Genomic DNA, 15,538 nt, shown 5'->3' with positions numbered 1-15,538 from the left:
TCTGAACCTGTCGCGAAAACTATTGTGTGACGACGTTGGCAGCTTGTCGATCAGCGTGGTAGGACGAGCGCACCATCGGTCCACTGGCAACATGCGAGAATCCCATCTCGTCACCCAGGCGGGCCAGTTCATCGAATTCTGTCGGATGCCAGAATCTGGACACCGGCAGATGCGAACGGCTCGGCTGCAGATACTGGCCCAGCGTGAGCATGTCCACCTGGTGATCGCGCAGATCCTGCATGACCGCCAGCACCTCTTCCATGGTTTCTCCCAATCCCAGCATCAGACCGGATTTGGTTGGCACATGCGGAAAGCGCTTCTTGTGATTCTCCAACAGGTCGAGAGACCACTCGTAATCCGACCCCGGACGACACTGCCGATAGAGCCGTGGCACCGTCTCCAGGTTGTGATTGAAGACATCGGGTGGATTGGAAGACATGCCCTCCAGGGCCTTTTCCATGCGTCCCCGGTAATCCGGTACCAGCACTTCGATCTGGATGCCGGGGCAGGCTTCGCGCACAGCCCGGATGCAGGCATCGAAATGGCTGGCGCCACCATCGCGCAGATCGTCGCGATCGACCGAGGTGATGACAATGTACTTCAGACCCAGTTGCGCAACGGCCTTGGCCAGATTGGCCGGTTCATCGGTATCCAGTGGATTCGGCTTGCCGTGAGCTACATCACAGAATGGGCAGCGTCGGGTGCAGATGTCACCCATGATCATGAAGGTGGCGGTGCCATGGCTGAAGCATTCGCCCAGATTCGGACAACTGGCCTCCTCGCACACCGAGGACAGTTTCAGCTCACGCATCATCTGCTTGATTTCCTGAACCCGAGGATTGGTGGATACCCGGGTTCTGATCCAATCGGGCTTGCGCACAAGCTCGGTGGTCGGAGCAACCTTGACAGGGATACGAGCCAGCTTGGCGGCACCGCGCTGGTGGCCTTCTGGATCGGAACGGGAGGGGGCTGTATGGTCCATTTGCTCAGTCTACCAGTTCGGTGTGATGTTGCTGCGTTCTTACCTGACTAGCAGGCGGACAATTGCTCGTGAACCTGTGACACGAGCTGCTCGATCAGTTGCTCTCTGGGTACCAGGATACCCAGCTTCTGTGTGGACGTTACTGCCATCCCACGGTATCCGCAAGGGTCGATTCCATCGAAAGGCGTCAGATCCGCATCGATATTCATTGCCAGACCATGATAGGTGCAGCCTCGACGAACCCTGAGGCCCAATGCGGCTATCTTGGCCTCCTCGACATAGACCCCCGGCGCATCCCGCCTGCCGGCCGCCTCGATACCATGAGCTGCCAGCATGCCGATGACACTGTTCTCCAGTCGTACCACCATGTCCCGCACGCCCAGATTGCTGCGCCGCAGATTGATCAGGGTATAGACAACCACCTGACCCGGGCCGTGATAAGTCACCTGGCCACCACGGTCGCTCTGCACCACGGGAATATCGGCCGTATTGAGGATGTGCTCCTGGCGACCGGCCTGACCCAGCGTGTAGACGGGCGTGTGTTCACAGATCCAGACTTCGTCGGCGTCTTCGTCCGTGCGCGCATCGGTGAACTCGCGCATCGCCGTCCACGTATCGTGATAATCGGTCTGTCCCAGATAACGGGTTATCACAACGTGTACAGCACCCGCTCCTCGGCTTTCAGAGCAGCGTATATGCCCAGCAGGTGCTCGTGACTGGTTGCCGTGAAATGCGCTCGTACCGACAGGTACTTGCCCTCCTTGCTGGGCACTGCCGTGAAACTGACAGCCTCAGGCTCGACATGCGGCCGCACCAGTTCGCTGACCAGCGCCTCGAAATCGCCCTCATTGAGACCCATCGCCTTGACGACGATGTCCGCAGGAAACTCGATCAGTGTCTCGCTACTCATGCCACTACTGGAAATAACGCTGGATGGAATGCTTCATGCGCGTGAAGATGCCGCCCTCTTCCACCTTTTGCAAGGCCAGCAACGGCACTTCGCTGACAATTTCGTCGTTGACCAGCAGTACACTGCGACCCACTTCCTGACCGATTCGAATCGGCGCGCGAATGTAATCGTTAACCTCCACCCTTGATTGCAGGGTATCGAAGGCATCACGTGGCAATGTCAGATACTTGTCCTCGGCCACACCCAGACCCAGGTTCTCCTGCTCGCCCATCCAGACTCGCGCCTGGCTGATCTGCTCACCGGCGGCATAGACCTGGCGTGTCTGGAAGAAGCGGTAACCATAGTTCAGCAGTTTCTGGCTCTCGGCGATGCGAGCCTTGTCGCTCGACGTTCCCAGCACGACACTGATCAGCCGCATGTTATCGCGCACCGCCGACGCCACCAGGCAGTAGCCCGCTGCGTTGGTATGACCGGTTTTCATGCCATCCACCGACTCATCACGCCACAGCAGGGTATTGCGATTCTTCTGGGTGATGTCGTTGTAGGTGAATTCGCGCTCCGAATACAGCTCGTAGGTCTCCGGATGTTCACGAATGATGGCACTGGCGATCAGGGCCAGATCATTGGCAGTGGTGTAGTGTTCCGGATCCGGCAGCCCGGAGGCATTGGCGAAATGCGTGCCGGTCATGCCCAGGGTCTCGGCCGTCCGGTTCATCATGTCGACAAATCCGCGCTCGCTGGCGGCGATGTGCTCGGCCAGCGCCACACTGGCGTCGTTGCCTGACTGGATGATCAGGCCTCGCAACAGGTCTTCCAGTGTCACCAGGGTGCCGGCTTCGATGAACATGCGCGATCCCGGCATGGCCTGCGCCTCGGCAGACACCATGACAGGCTCATCCAGTGACACGCTGCCACGCTTGAGCTCTTCCGACACGATATAGGCTGTCATGAGCTTGGTGAGGCTGGCTGGCTCGATCTGCTTGTCCGGCTCCTTCGAGGCCAGCACCTTGCCGCTGACAAAGTCGATCAGCAGATAGCTGTTGGCCGAAAGCAGTGGGGCAGCAGGTAACGGTGCCGCAGCGAGGCTGGCCCTGACCGGCACCAGCAGAAACATGAGCAGACTCAGCACGCCCATGCAGAAAAGACGTCGAGAGCTTGAAACGCGGGGGAACATCATAGTGAAACCTGGGTTATGACAAACCATGAACATGCACAACAGTGTAAGGGATTTGACGGTCGAGTTTGACGATTGACAGGTGTCAGTCCGTCACCCGGTAACTGTCAATGCCGGCCTGCGCCAGCGTTTCCCGGGCGTGTCGCATCCTGTCCTGATCGGCCAGGGGACCTACCCGGACACGATACAACTGCCCGCTGTCATCCACACTGATGGACGCCGGCACGTCCAGAAACTCGCGCAGACTCACCAGCATGGCCTTGGCATTGAGCTCATCGGAGTACGCGCCAACCTGCAGAAAGCGGCTCGCTTCAGCCGATCCACCGACAAGCGCTGCCTCGACCGACGGCGTCACCTCGGTGGTCACGACCGCATCGACCGGTGCCGCCGGCACCAGCGGTTGCGCCGAGGCATCGACAACCGGTTCGTGGCTGCTGAGCGCTTCGATGAAGACATCGGCCTTGCCTTGCTCGATCATGCCCAGACGCGCGGCCGCCGCATAGGACAGATCGATGATGCGATCCCCGACGAAGGGACCCCGATCGTTGACCTTGACCACGACAGATTCGCCATTGTCGACACGTGTGACTCGAACATAGGTTGGCAACGGCAGATTCTTGTGGGCAGCCGTCAGCTGATGCATGTCATAGGGTTCACCACTGGAGGTGGGACGTCCATGAAATTTCTTGCCATACCAGGAGGCAACACCCTGTTGCTTGAAGCCATCGGCGCTGTCGAGCACGGTGTATTCCTGTCCAAACACCGTGTATTGCGCCGGATTGCCGTAGCGTGACTTGGGCAGATTGGCGACGACCAGCTCCCTGATATCGATGCGGTGCAGCTCGCCCGGACCATCACCGGCGACAGCCAGTTTCCAGGCGGGTTGCGGGGTCAGCATGGAACAGCCGGCCAGCAGTCCTGCAGGCAGCAGACTGGCAAGAAGCCGAATCGTCGGTGTCATCATCGGGTAGAACTACTCCGGGTTCGAGTGAAAGCCTTGCGCGAGCTGCAATACGGCCATGGCGTACAGGCGACTGTGGTTGTAACGGGTTATGACGTAGAAATTGCGGTAAGCCACCCAGGCTTCATCTCCGTCGCCCCCTTCCAGCACCATGACGCTGAGATGCTCGTTGTCACGGGTTCCGGTGCCAAGACCCGAACCGGTGAACCCCAGAGCCGCAACCGTGTCGCCGGCCACTGTCGGGGTCAGTGAGCTGCGCACCAGTGAACGGACCTGCGCCGGAATATCGTCATCGGGAAACGACCAGCGTTCCGCGACCGGTGCATCCTTCTCCCAGCCATGAACCGCAAAGTAATTGGCTACCGAACCGATCACATCCGCCATGGAATCGAACAGGTCGCGCTTGCCGTCGCCATCGAAATCGACCGCGTACTGGCGGTAGCTCGACGAAATGAACTGCGGTACCCCCATGGCTCCGGCGTAACTGCCCTGCCGCTGATGGGGATCCCAGCCTTCAGCAGCGCTCAAGCTCAGGAATTCAGCCAGTTCGCTGCGAAAGAACGTGGCCCGCGGGGGGTAGTCGAAGGCCAGCGTCGCCAGGGAGTCCAGCACATCATGCGAACCGGTTATGCGACCGTAGAAGGTCTCCACGCCGATGATCGCGGTGATGATATCGGCCGGTACGCCGTAAGTCTCTGTCGCCCTTTCGAGCAGCTCGGCGTGTTCGCGCATGAATTCGCGTCCCTGGTCGATCCGTTTCTGCGTCAGAAAGATCGGTCGGTACCGCGCCCAGTTCAGCGTACGTTCCGCCGGTTTCGAGATGGCATCGAGAACGGACTGCTGGCGTTTGGCACGCGCCATGATCCCCGCCAGACGATTGCGGTCCAGGTCGCTGTCACGGCTGAGCTGATCCAGAAACTCCCGCACATCGGCGCGGTGCAGATAGTTTTCCGCAGGCACGAGCTCCTCTGCCGCCGAACGGGTCTCGCCCGATTCGGGTGAATTGTCGGCGCGCAGCGGATGGCCGGCTGTCGCACCCAGCAAGAGGGTCGCCGTCGCGACCAGATAGTGAAGCTTCATCATTGCTCAGAGTCTAGTAGACACATTCCGACAATTCTCGGCAAAGGGTTTGTCGGACCCTGAAATCTTCATTACACGACCCCTGGCAGGTCAGCTGACGCGGAACCAGTCGATCGGCGTCTGGCCGTGCGCTTCCAGCCAGTCATTGGTTCTGGAGAAATGCCTGCAGCCCAGAAAACCCCGATGGGCCGACAACGGTGAGGGATGGGGGGCTGTCAGTACATGGTGGCGCTTGGCATTGATGACCTGCCCCTTCTTCTGGGCATAGCTGCCCCACAGCAAAAAGACCAGGTCCTCGCGCTCATCACTGAGCTGGCGAATGATGTTGTCGGTGAAGGTCTCCCAGCCCCGCCCCTGATGGGATGCCGCCTGACCACTCTCCACGGTCAGCACACTGTTGAGCAGAAACACGCCCTGTTCGGCCCAGGGAATCAGGCAGCCCTTGCGCAAGCGGGCCAGTGTCGGCTCGCCGTCGGCCAGATCACTGTCGATCTCCTTGTACATGTTGAGCAGCGAGGGCGGTACCGGCACACCTTCCGGCACTGAAAAACTCAAGCCATGGGCCTGTCCCGGCCCGTGATACGGGTCCTGGCCCAGAATGACGACCTTGACCTTGTCAAAGGGCGTGAGTGAAAACGCCTTGAACCAGTTGCTGGAATGCGGAAAGACGACCGCCGATTGCGCCTTGCGCCGCGCCAGGTACTCACGCAGTTCACGCATGTAGGGTGCAGCAAATTCAGTATCCAGACGGGCCTGCCAGCTGGGATCGATTGCGGATTGTTGAGCCATGCCCGAAGTCTACCTGCTTGTCGTGCCCAGGTGACCACCGGAACCGCTTGTACGTCAGGGACATCATCCCGACGACGGACGAATCCTGAATTATCGTCTCGATGAATCACCCGCATCATTGAGGCGCGCTACAAAGCCGTCTATCATCAGCGTATCGATCACTGTTCTGGAATTTCGTCATCAGGCGCGTGCACCTCATTTCCACCGGCTTGCTCGGCGCCCTGCCTGTCGCGACCCTGTCTCTGCTGGGTGGCAGTCTGGCCGTGTCTCCGGTTCAGGCAGCCCAGTGCCCGGCCACCCGCTTCGTCTACGAACCCGGCGACTTCGATCCCGTGCCCGGTCAGAAGGTGGAAGCTCGGGCAGACAAGTTCACGGCTGACGGTGATCTGGTCACGCTGGAAGGCAACACGACCATTCGCTATCAGGGACGCCAGCTGGCAGCCGAGAATGCCAGCTACAATCCCGGAACCGGCGAAGTATCGGTCAATGGCGCACTGAGCTTCCTCGGCGAAGGCTTCCGTCTGGAAAGCAATGAAGCCTATATCGACATCGATGACGACCAGTTCAGTACCGGCGAAAGCGACTACGAACTGGACATCAATGGCAAGCGTGCCAGCGGTACCGCAGCCGCGATGGCGCGCGAGCCCGATGGTCACTTCACCATGCAGGACGCCACCTACTCCACCTGCCCGCCCGGCGACGAGAGCTGGTTCGTCAAGGCCGACAGCATCGATCTGGACACCGAGCAAGGCGTCGGTTTTGCCAGGGATCTGCGACTGGTCTTCAAGGGGGTCCCCTTGCTGGCGCTGCCCGCCTTCAGCTTTCCCATCAGTGACAAGCGCAAATCAGGCTTTCTGGCTCCGGTACTGGCCCGCGGCGACTCCACCGGACTGGAACTGCACCTGCCCTGGTACTGGAACATCCGCCCTGACCTGGATGCCACCTTCACGCCTCGATTCATGACCAAGCGCGGCACCCAGTTGCAAAGTGAACTGCGTTACATGAACCGCCAGGGGTTGTGGACGCTGGATCACGAGTACCTGAACGATCGCGAGCTGGATGGCGATTCGCGGTATTTCACCCAGCTACTGCATAATGGCAGTTTCACGCCCGACCTCACCTCCACCATTGTTGCCCGACGCGTGTCCGACAAGGACTATCTGGAAGATCTCGGTGACAGCCTGCAAGTGGCCAGCATCACCCATCTGGAACAGCGCGCGGACTTGAACTACGAACACGATGGCTCCAGGGTGCTGACTCGTCTGCAGAGTTTTCAGACGGTTGACGAGGACATCGAGCCCGAAGACAGGCCGCACCGGCGGCTGCCGCAGGTCAAGGCCTATGCAAAATCGGGCCGACTGCCACTGGGGTTTCGCAGTGATGTCGACGGTGAGTTCGTGTACTTCGACAAGGACGATGCGGTCACCGGAACGCGCATCGATATCCGTCCTCGACTGTCTCTGCCCATCGTGCGTGACGCCTGGTTCTTCAAACCGAGCGTCTCCCACCGTTTCACCTATTACAGCCTGAACAACACCAGTCTGAACAACACCACGGAGCAGCTCGAGCGTACCAACAGCCGTAATCTGGACTCCTTCAGCGTCGACAGCGGGCTGTTCTTCGACCGTGTACTTGACGAACGAGGCTCGGTACAGACGCTCGAACCGCGATTGTTCTACCTGAAAGTACCGTACCGGGACCAGTCGGACATCCCCGTGTTCGACTCGAGCGAGTTCGATTTCAATATCAGCCAGCTGTTTCGTGAAAACCGGTTCAGTGGCGCCGACCGGATCGCTGATGCCAACCAGTTTTCCATGGCCCTGACCACTCGCATGATCGACGGGGTCAACGGCCAGGAGCGCTTCCGCGCCAGTATCGGGCAGGTTCGCTATTTCGATGACCGTCTGGTTACCCTGTCGTCCACCGATACCGTGGATACCCGAGACTACTCCGACTTTGTCGGTGAGGTGGAGACAGCACTGACCAAGGACTGGAATGGCAAGGGCAGCATCCAGTGGAATCCGGACGAGGAGCGCACCGTGCGTAGCTCCCTGTCGCTGAGTTATCGCCCGCAGAAGGATCGCATTCTCAACTTCACGCACCGCGTGGTGAACAGTGACAGCGACGAGGACAAGACCGAGCAGATCGATCTGTCCGGATTGTGGGCCCTCGGCAGCAGCTGGCGCGTGGCCAGCCGCTGGAACTACTCGCTGGATGCAGATCGAAGTATCGAGTCCTTGCTCGGCCTCGAATACGACAGTTGCTGCTGGGCGGTAAGATTTGCGGCCCGGCGTTATATCGCCGATGACGGTGAGGATCATGACACCAGCATCTACTTTCAGCTGGTGTTGAAGGGCCTGGCCCCGCTTGGACAGAACTACGGGGCCTTATTGGAAAATGCCATCTTGGGCTATAGAGACGACGTGCAATGATTGACAGATTCAGGCTTCCCGGAAGGCCGGCAACCGCAGCCATTGCGGCCCTGCTGCTGTGCCTGTACGGGGGATCTCCAACCCTGGCGCAAAGCGCTGACGCGAACGAACAGGCGGCGTCAGATGCCGATGATGTGGTGCTAGACCGGATTCGGGCCGTGGTCAACGACGGTGTCGTGCTCGACAGCGATCTGCGCTCGGCCATCAATTTCTTCAGGCAGGAGGCCAGGAGCAACCGCCAGAACCTGCCACCCGACGATGTACTGGCCGATCGCGTGCTGGAAGAGCTGATCAACCAGGAAATCCGTCGCCAGCACGCTCGCAACAACGGCATCTCCATTGATGCGGCCAGCACCAATCGCGCCATCGAGCAGATCGCCCGCAACAACAACATGGACACGCTGCAGTTTCGGGAAACCCTGACGGGTCAGGGCTTCGACTACGACCTGTTCCGACAGAACATCGAGCGCGAACTGCTGCTGCAGCGACTGATCGAGCGCGACGTACAACCCCGTGTTCGCGTATCGCAGCAGGAGATCGACGATTACGTCGACGCCATCAGAAACGATGTGGAAGAACAACAGCGCTATCGCATCCAGCATATCCTGATTGCAGTTCCCCCTTCGGCTGACAATGCGACAACCGCCGCGGCCGAACAACGCGCTCTGGATGTTCTGCAACGCCTGCGCAATGGCGATGACTTTGCCGAAGTGGCTGCCACCTCCTCCGATGGCGCCCGCGCCCTGCAAGGCGGCGACCTGGGATGGCGTCGCCTGCAGGAATTGCCGGATTTCCTTGCCGATGCCCTGGGCAGCATGTCGGCGGGGGATCTCAGTGAACCGCTGCGTTCGGCCAATGGCTTTCATGTCATCCGGCTGGCCGACACCCAGAGTGGTGACCAGTCACAGCTGGCCGAGGTTCTGGCACGCCATATCTTCATCGCAGGCGATGCGGCAGACACCGAACAACGCCTGCGTCAGGTTCGCCAGCAACTGATCGAAGGTGCCTCCTTCGAAGCACTGGCCGCAGAGATCAGCGAAGACCCCAACAGTGCGGACAAGGGGGGTGAACTGCCCTGGTTCAGCGAAGGTCAGCTGCCAGCGGAAATGGAAGACATGGCCAACACACTGGATCAGGGAGAAATCAGCCCGCCATTTCGTACTCAGTTCGGTTGGCATCTGATGCAGCTGCTGGATCGCCGCACACGAGAGATCGATGAGACGACCCTGCGCAACCAGGCTGCCGACGCCCTGCGTCAGGGAAAGGTGGAACAGGAAATAGAACGCTGGTCGCGACAGCTGCGAGATGAATCGTTCGTGGAAATTCGTCCTTGAACCATCTGATCGCCCTGACTCCGGGAGAGCCGGCCGGTATCGGTCCGGATCTGACCGTCATGCTGGCACAACAGCCGCGTCGCTCAAGGATCGTGGCTATTGCCGATCGTGATGTACTGCAACACAGGGCCGCTTCGCTGGGGCTGCCGCTGCAGGTACACGATTTCACCCCGGGTGAACAGCCGGCGCCGCTGTTGGCTGATCGCGACGGCCATGTCGACCAGGTCGGGGAACTGCATGTCCTGCATATCCCCACCCATGCGCCTGTCCGCTGTGGTCAGCTGGACGCCCGCAATGGAACTCATGTACTGGCAACGCTTGACGCTGCCGTCGATGGTTGTCTGGCGGGCACCTTTGCCGCCATGGTCACGGCACCCTTGCACAAGGGTGTCATCAACGACGCCGGGATAGCCTTTACCGGACACACCGAATACCTGGCGGAACGTACCCATGGCGAGCCGGTCATGATGCTGGCTGCCGAGACCGCCCACGGCCCGCTGCGGGTGGCCCTGGCCACCACCCACCTGCCGCTGGCGGCCGTGGCCCGAGCCCTGACGAGCGATGTGCTGCTGCGAGCCCTGCGCATCCTGCATCACGACCTGATCGAACAGTTCGGCATTGCAGATCCACGCATTCTGGTGGCCGGCCTCAATCCGCATGCCGGTGAAAGTGGACATATGGGACGGGAAGAGATCGACGTCATCGAACCGGTGTTGGTACAGCTGCGCGCCCAGGGCATGCAACTGATCGGCCCCCTGCCGGCTGACACTCTGTTCACGCCGCAGCATCTGGATCAGGCCGATGCAGTCATGGCCATGTTTCACGATCAGGGCCTGCCTGTCCTGAAATACGCCGGCTTCGGCAAGGCCATCAACATTACCCTCGGCCTGCCGATCATCCGCACCTCGGTCGATCATGGTACGGCTCTGGACAAGGCCGGTACCGGCAATATCAGCAGTGGCAGCCTGGATGCCGCCATCGCTCTCGCCGAGCAACTGGCGAGCTCACGACAGAGCAAGAGTACCCCCACACCGTGAACCACAAGGCCCGCAAGCGCTTCGGCCAGAATTTCCTGCAGGACATGAGCATCATCGAACGCATGCTCGCGGCCCTGCGCCCCGAGACCGGTGATCCGGTCGTGGAAGTGGGTCCGGGCCTCGGCGCCCTGACACTGCCCCTGCTGGCACGACTGGACAGGCTGGCCGTCGTGGAAATCGACCGTGATCTGATCGCACGCCTCGAGTCACAGCAGCTGAACGGACTGACCATTCATCCCGGCGATGTCATGCAGTTCGATTTCGACGCACTGGCACGTGAATTGACAGCCGATACCGAGGGAAACGGTCAGGCGGTTCACTCATTGCGAGTCGTGGGCAACCTGCCCTACAATATCGGCACCCCACTGCTTGTCCGGCTGATGGACTGCCAGCGCATGATCAGAGACATACATGTCATGTTGCAGAAGGAAGTGGTCGATCGCCTGCACGCCGAACCGGGAACCCGGGCATTCGGGCGTTTGAGCGTGCTGATGCAGAGCGTTTTCGAGGTGACTCCCCTGTTCACGGTTCCCCCTTCGGCCTTTGACCCACCACCCAAGGTGCAGTCGTCCGTGGTACGGATGAAACCGCGCAGCGATGCACCGGATGCCGAGACGCTGGATGCATTGCAAGCCTGCACCCGACTGGCATTTGCCAACAAGCGCAAGACCCTGCGCAACAATTTCAAGGGCCACCTGGACGACAAGGCGCTCATCGACCTGCAGATAGATCCGCAGGCACGCGCCGAAACCCTGGACTTGCCAGCGTTTCATCGTCTTGCAAAACAACTGAGACACACGTGAGCAGTGATAACATGATGCCAACTTCCGTCAGGGACCTGTTCACCATGGATGTCGATATCAGCGAAGGTATCCAGGTCGATGTGGATACGCTGTACGTGGAATCCGAATCAGACCCGGACAACAACCGTTTCGTCTTTGCCTATACCATCACCATTCGCAATGTGGGTGATGTCGCCGCGCGCCTGTTGACTCGTCACTGGGTCATTCGTGACGCCAACGGCAAGGTGCAGGAGGTACAGGGTGAAGGCGTGGTGGGTGAGCAACCCCATCTGAAGCCCGGCGAAGGCTTCCAGTACACCAGTGGTACCATGCTGGAGACATCCATGGGCACCATGGGCGGCAGTTACAGCCTGGTGACCGACGATGGCGAGGAATTCAAGGCACCCATTGCCGACTTTCTGCTCTCGACGCCACGCACCCTGCACTGAGAACACGCCGGAATGCTCCTCACCGGCACGGCTGACTGAACAGGAACCATCGAGTGTCCTGAACGACGCTTGCCATTCACCGCCGCAACAGCCATGGTTTTCGCATGACCACCTATGCCATCGGTGACCTGCATGGTTGCCTGACTCCCTTGCAATATCTGCTGGACAAGCTGGCCTTCGACCCCGGCAGGGATCGGCTCTGGTTTGTCGGCGACATCATCAATCGCGGTCCGGAATCCCTGGAGACCCTGCGTTTCGTCCGGAACCTGGGAGACAGTGCCATTACGGTCCTGGGCAACCATGATCTACACCTGCTGGCCGTGGTTCATGGTTACAGAAAACCGTCGGCCAGGGATACGCTGGAGGAGATACTGCAAGCCCCCGATCGCGACGAACTGTGCCATTGGCTGGCAGCGCGACCGCTGCTGCACGTGGACACGAGACTCGATCATGTACTCGTGCATGCGGGCATCCATCCCCGCTGGTCGCTCAAGCGTGCCGGGAAGCTCAACCGGGAACTGCAGCAGGAACTGACCGAAAATCTGCCCGATTTTCTTTCTCGCATGTACGGCAACACACCCGCTCGATGGAGCAAGGATCTGGGCAGGGAAGATCGCCAGCGCTTTGCCATCAACGCCTTTACCCGCATGCGCTATTGCCACCCTGACGGCTCACTGGACTTCGACTTCAACGGTCCACCGGCGCAGGCACCTGCCACCCTGCAGCCCTGGCATCGGATTGCCAATCGCAAGCCACTGGACAAGACCATCATCTTCGGTCACTGGTCCAGTCACCCTGCCATCTGCCGTGCCGGAGTCATCCCCACCGACCGTGGCTGTGTCTGGGGAGGCGACCTCGTGGCCTACGCCATCGAGACCGGCAGCAGCCACTGGGTGACAGGACAGTAAGGCAGCCAGGCTGCGCCCTGGCCCGCACTGGTCGTTCAGTTCGAAACGGCGTACGGAATTCCGGGGTCGGACAGCCCGGTCAGCAAGCGAGCCGTATCCGAATCACGCAGCATGCGTTGACCAAACAGCGCTGCGCCTTCCATGGTCCAGTGACCATAATCGGTATACAGCACCTTGCCTTGATCATCGACGGCATCACAGCGACTGGAGTCGGTGCTGCACAGGTAGGGCAATTTGTCGACATAATCCAGACCCAGCGCCAGTGACTGCTGCTGCAACTCGGCATTCAGCTCATCCAGCTCGCTGGAACGTGCCGCAGCCAGTTGCTGCTGCAGGTCGTCTGTCAAACCGTTCTTGATGACCAGCGACGGTACGTTCCTGAACTCTGCCGTCCGACCCATGAGCACGATATGGGTGGCTGGCTCCTGCTTACTGCGGCGACGCAGAAAATCTGTAAAGGCTTCCAGATTAGGCAGTGAACTGCGCTCCCAACGCGTCGATAGCACCACATGGTCAACCGAGGCCAGCAGTTCTGATTGCTGGACGGCATCGAATTGCTTGCCGCAACGATCCACCTCGGCGGCACTGAGATGGTCATGGTTCTGCCTGTCGGCATCGATAAACAGATAGAGACAGACGTCGTCTATCTCCAGACGTCGCACCGACAGACGAGGATCTCCCTCGACATTCAGATACAGGGCGTTGAACATGTCCGTGGCATGTGAATCGCCCATGACCAGAACGCGCTTCTGCGCAGCCTCATCGAACGGCAGATTGGACAGGGCCTCTCCACTGTCGATATACACGCGACGCAGTTGCTGCTTCTCCTCGATATTGCCGATGGCATTGACCACCGCCGCATCGAAACGACCGGGCCAACCGTCGTTCAGATAGGCATGGGCCGAGCCCAATGACAACAGCAGAGGAATGATGAGAAAGCGGTATTGAAGAATCCAGACATCCGATGACCTTGCTTCAGGCGCGAGACGGAACCGTTTTTCCACCCCGTAGTAGAGCGCCACGGCTGCCAGCAGGGTCAATACCAGCAGGGCGATGCGTGTCTTGCCGACCACCACATCCTCGAAGGTGATGTGCTTGTACAACACCACGATCGGCCAGTGCACCAGATACAGTGAGTACGATATCCTGCCGATCCAGACACTGACGGGATTGCGCAGCAACAGCCCCATGTACCGCGCGCTGCCACCGGCAATCAGCAAGGCGGCGCCCATGCAAGGCAGCAATGCATAGATATCGGGGAATGGTGTGAACTTGTCGAATACCAGAGCGCTGTAAGCGATCATCATCACCCCCAGAAGCACCAGCACTTCACGAACCGCATTGAGCCTGACCAGTCCCGGCAACATGGCCAGCCCGGCACCCAGGCCGAATTCATACACTCGAAACGGCATCAGGAAAAAACTGGCAGATGGCTCATATCGAGTGAACACCAGCGCAGCGTAGAGACTGGCCAGGGACAGCAGCGATATCATCAGCGGCAGAAGCCAGCGGCCCCGCCCTGCCAGCAGCACGATCAACGCTGGCCAGACCAGGTAGAACTGCTCTTCGACACTCAGCGACCAGGTATGCAGCAAAGGCTTGAGCTCGGCAGTGGCATCGAAATAGCCGGATTCGGCCCAGAAGAACAGGTTGGACACCGAGAAGACCGATGAGATCAGGGCGCCCGAGAATCGCTGATAGTGATCCGGCGTGAGATAGAACACGGCTACCGCCCAGGTGGCCAGCAAGGTGACGATCAGCGCGGGACCCAATCGCCTGAGCCGGCGCAGGTAGAAACGCCCGAAGCGAAAATCCCCCGCTCGCACTTCCTTCAGGATCAGGCGCGTGATCAGAAAGCCACTGATGACGAAAAAAACGTCGACACCGACGAAACCGCCCGGAATCCACTTGTATTCCAGGTGAAACAGCACGACAGCGAGAACCGCGATGGCGCGCAGTCCGTCTATCTCTGGCTGATATCGAGACGTTGCCGAGTGGCCCGCCCGACTCTGTGGGCTGGCTGTTCTGTTTCCATTATCCATGCTCAGGCCTTTTCGAGCACCCAATAGGTCACGGCCAGGCCACCGGTGGTCGCCGGATCTCGGACATCCTCCGTCACTACGCGCCAGTCTTCCCAATGAAAGCTGTCCAGCCAGGTATCGCCGTCAAACGCATGATCGATCGTGGTCAGGTAGAGTCGTTGCGTCTGTGGCATGGCATCGGCACACAGGGCTGCACCACCGATGATCATCAATTCAGGCTCCGGGGATGCCTGATCGGCTTCGGCCGCCAGTGACAGAGCCTGCTCCAGCGTGTGAGCACGCAGGACACCCTCGGCAGACCAGTCGAGATTGCGCGTGACGACGACATTCGTGCGCCCCGGCAGCGGCTTGCCGATGGACTCGAAGGTCTTGCGCCCCATGATGATCGGCTTGCCCATGGTCACGGACTTGAAATAGGCCAGTTCCCCGGGAATGTGCCACGGCATCTGACCTTCACTGCCGATCAGACGATTGCGATCCATGGCCATCATCATGGCTACCACGGGCTTGTTGATTGTCACCGGAGTTCAGTCCTCTTTCACCAGGGTGCCGCGCACTGATCAGCTCGAACATCATGAGCGACTGGGCGTCATGTGCAGTCCAAGCCGACCATTATACGTCAGACATTGAACGACATCCGCTGGCAGCCCACAGACAG

The 15,538-nt window shown here is 59.7% G+C and carries 15 protein-coding genes; 6 read left to right on the top strand and 9 right to left on the bottom strand.

What is annotated here, in order from left to right; genetic code table 11:
* Positions 1–19: 19 nt before the first annotated feature.
* The 7 genes from lipA to ung all read right to left on the bottom strand — a co-directional run bounded on the left by lipA (position 20) and on the right by ung (position 5,896).
* A complete protein-coding gene (lipA, locus tag ACUNV4_RS05450; RefSeq protein ID WP_430877495.1) occupies positions 20–982 on the bottom strand; it encodes a lipoyl synthase in 963 nt (320 codons plus the stop codon).
* Positions 983–1,029: 47 nt separating this feature from the next.
* The gene (gene lipB, locus ACUNV4_RS05445; RefSeq protein ID WP_430877494.1) at positions 1,030–1,635 is read right to left on the bottom strand and encodes a lipoyl(octanoyl) transferase LipB; all 606 of its coding nucleotides are present in this window, start codon (positions 1,633–1,635) and stop codon (positions 1,030–1,032) included.
* Complete coding sequence (locus ACUNV4_RS05440) at positions 1,632–1,892, bottom strand: YbeD family protein (protein ID WP_430877493.1); 261 nt, start codon at positions 1,890–1,892, stop codon at positions 1,632–1,634. The genes lipB and ACUNV4_RS05440 overlap by 4 nt, the downstream gene beginning before the upstream one ends.
* 4 nt (positions 1,893–1,896) lie before the next feature.
* Positions 1,897–3,069, bottom strand: a complete 1,173-nt coding sequence (locus ACUNV4_RS05435; protein ID WP_430877492.1) for a D-alanyl-D-alanine carboxypeptidase family protein — start codon at positions 3,067–3,069, stop codon at positions 1,897–1,899.
* A gap of 82 nt (positions 3,070–3,151) precedes the next feature.
* Positions 3,152–4,030, bottom strand: coding sequence for a septal ring lytic transglycosylase RlpA family protein (locus ACUNV4_RS05430; RefSeq protein WP_430877491.1), 879 nt, complete (start codon positions 4,028–4,030; stop codon positions 3,152–3,154).
* A gap of 9 nt (positions 4,031–4,039) precedes the next feature.
* Positions 4,040–5,110 carry a lytic murein transglycosylase B gene (gene mltB / locus ACUNV4_RS05425; protein WP_430877490.1) on the bottom strand — a complete coding sequence of 357 codons (1,071 nt, stop codon included), beginning with the start codon at positions 5,108–5,110 and terminating at the stop codon, positions 4,040–4,042.
* A gap of 87 nt (positions 5,111–5,197) precedes the next feature.
* Entirely contained in the window at positions 5,198–5,896 is a 699-nt protein-coding gene (gene ung, locus ACUNV4_RS05420; RefSeq protein ID WP_430877489.1) for a uracil-DNA glycosylase, read from the bottom strand.
* A 188-nt stretch (positions 5,897–6,084) separates the two neighbouring features.
* On the opposite strand from ung, the gene ACUNV4_RS05415 reads away from it, so the two are divergent.
* The 6 genes from ACUNV4_RS05415 to ACUNV4_RS05390 all read left to right on the top strand — a co-directional run bounded on the left by ACUNV4_RS05415 (position 6,085) and on the right by ACUNV4_RS05390 (position 12,838).
* Positions 6,085–8,328, top strand: coding sequence for an LPS-assembly protein LptD (locus tag ACUNV4_RS05415; RefSeq protein WP_430877488.1), 2,244 nt, complete (start codon positions 6,085–6,087; stop codon positions 8,326–8,328).
* Complete coding sequence (locus ACUNV4_RS05410; RefSeq protein WP_430877487.1) at positions 8,325–9,662, top strand: peptidylprolyl isomerase; 1,338 nt, start codon at positions 8,325–8,327, stop codon at positions 9,660–9,662. Before ACUNV4_RS05415 ends, ACUNV4_RS05410 begins: the two co-directional genes overlap by 4 nt.
* Before the next feature lie 5 nt (positions 9,663–9,667).
* Positions 9,668–10,699, top strand: coding sequence for a 4-hydroxythreonine-4-phosphate dehydrogenase PdxA (gene pdxA, locus ACUNV4_RS05405; protein ID WP_430878286.1), 1,032 nt, complete (start codon positions 9,668–9,670; stop codon positions 10,697–10,699).
* Between the two features lie 44 nt (positions 10,700–10,743).
* On the top strand, positions 10,744–11,502 hold the full coding sequence (gene rsmA / locus ACUNV4_RS05400) for a 16S rRNA (adenine(1518)-N(6)/adenine(1519)-N(6))-dimethyltransferase RsmA (RefSeq protein WP_430878285.1): 759 nt from the start codon (positions 10,744–10,746) through the stop codon (positions 11,500–11,502).
* A 44-nt stretch (positions 11,503–11,546) separates the two neighbouring features.
* Positions 11,547–11,930, top strand: a complete 384-nt coding sequence (gene apaG, locus ACUNV4_RS05395; RefSeq protein WP_430878284.1) for a Co2+/Mg2+ efflux protein ApaG — start codon at positions 11,547–11,549, stop codon at positions 11,928–11,930.
* A 104-nt stretch (positions 11,931–12,034) separates the two neighbouring features.
* Positions 12,035–12,838 carry a symmetrical bis(5'-nucleosyl)-tetraphosphatase gene (locus tag ACUNV4_RS05390; RefSeq protein WP_430877486.1) on the top strand — a complete coding sequence of 268 codons (804 nt, stop codon included), beginning with the start codon at positions 12,035–12,037 and terminating at the stop codon, positions 12,836–12,838.
* 35 nt (positions 12,839–12,873) lie between these two features.
* On the opposite strand, the gene ACUNV4_RS05385 is transcribed toward ACUNV4_RS05390, so the two are convergent.
* Together ACUNV4_RS05385 and ACUNV4_RS05380 are read right to left on the bottom strand one after the other, a co-directional pair.
* Positions 12,874–14,880 (bottom strand): acyltransferase family protein, encoded by a 2,007-nt coding sequence (locus ACUNV4_RS05385; RefSeq protein WP_430877485.1) that lies wholly within the window; start codon positions 14,878–14,880, stop codon positions 12,874–12,876.
* A 2-nt stretch (positions 14,881–14,882) separates the two neighbouring features.
* Positions 14,883–15,401: a dihydrofolate reductase gene (locus ACUNV4_RS05380; protein WP_430877484.1), complete on the bottom strand. Its 519-nt coding sequence runs from the start codon at positions 15,399–15,401 to the stop codon at positions 14,883–14,885.
* Positions 15,402–15,538: the final 137 nt, after the last annotated feature.

It is taken from the genome of Granulosicoccus sp. 3-233 (assembly GCF_052681095.1).
Note: the sequence above shows the minus strand (reverse complement) of the source record. Positions and strands in the feature narration are given on the sequence as shown.

Coding starts and splice junctions, on each gene's coding strand:
- ACUNV4_RS05410 (WP_430877487.1), top strand. CDS start 8,325: ATGATTGACAGATTCAGGCTTCCCGGAAGGCCGGCAACCGCAGCCATT.
- rsmA (WP_430878285.1), top strand. CDS start 10,744: ATGAGCATCATCGAACGCATGCTCGCGGCCCTGCGCCCCGAGACCGGT.
- apaG (WP_430878284.1), top strand. CDS start 11,547: ATGGATGTCGATATCAGCGAAGGTATCCAGGTCGATGTGGATACGCTG.
- ACUNV4_RS05435 (WP_430877492.1), bottom strand. CDS start 3,069: ATGATGTTCCCCCGCGTTTCAAGCTCTCGACGTCTTTTCTGCATGGGC.
- lipA (WP_430877495.1), bottom strand. CDS start 982: ATGGACCATACAGCCCCCTCCCGTTCCGATCCAGAAGGCCACCAGCGC.
- mltB (WP_430877490.1), bottom strand. CDS start 5,110: ATGATGAAGCTTCACTATCTGGTCGCGACGGCGACCCTCTTGCTGGGT.
- ACUNV4_RS05440 (WP_430877493.1), bottom strand. CDS start 1,892: ATGAGTAGCGAGACACTGATCGAGTTTCCTGCGGACATCGTCGTCAAG.
- ung (WP_430877489.1), bottom strand. CDS start 5,896: ATGGCTCAACAATCCGCAATCGATCCCAGCTGGCAGGCCCGTCTGGAT.
- ACUNV4_RS05430 (WP_430877491.1), bottom strand. CDS start 4,030: ATGATGACACCGACGATTCGGCTTCTTGCCAGTCTGCTGCCTGCAGGA.
- ACUNV4_RS05390 (WP_430877486.1), top strand. CDS start 12,035: ATGACCACCTATGCCATCGGTGACCTGCATGGTTGCCTGACTCCCTTG.
- ACUNV4_RS05385 (WP_430877485.1), bottom strand. CDS start 14,880: ATGGATAATGGAAACAGAACAGCCAGCCCACAGAGTCGGGCGGGCCAC.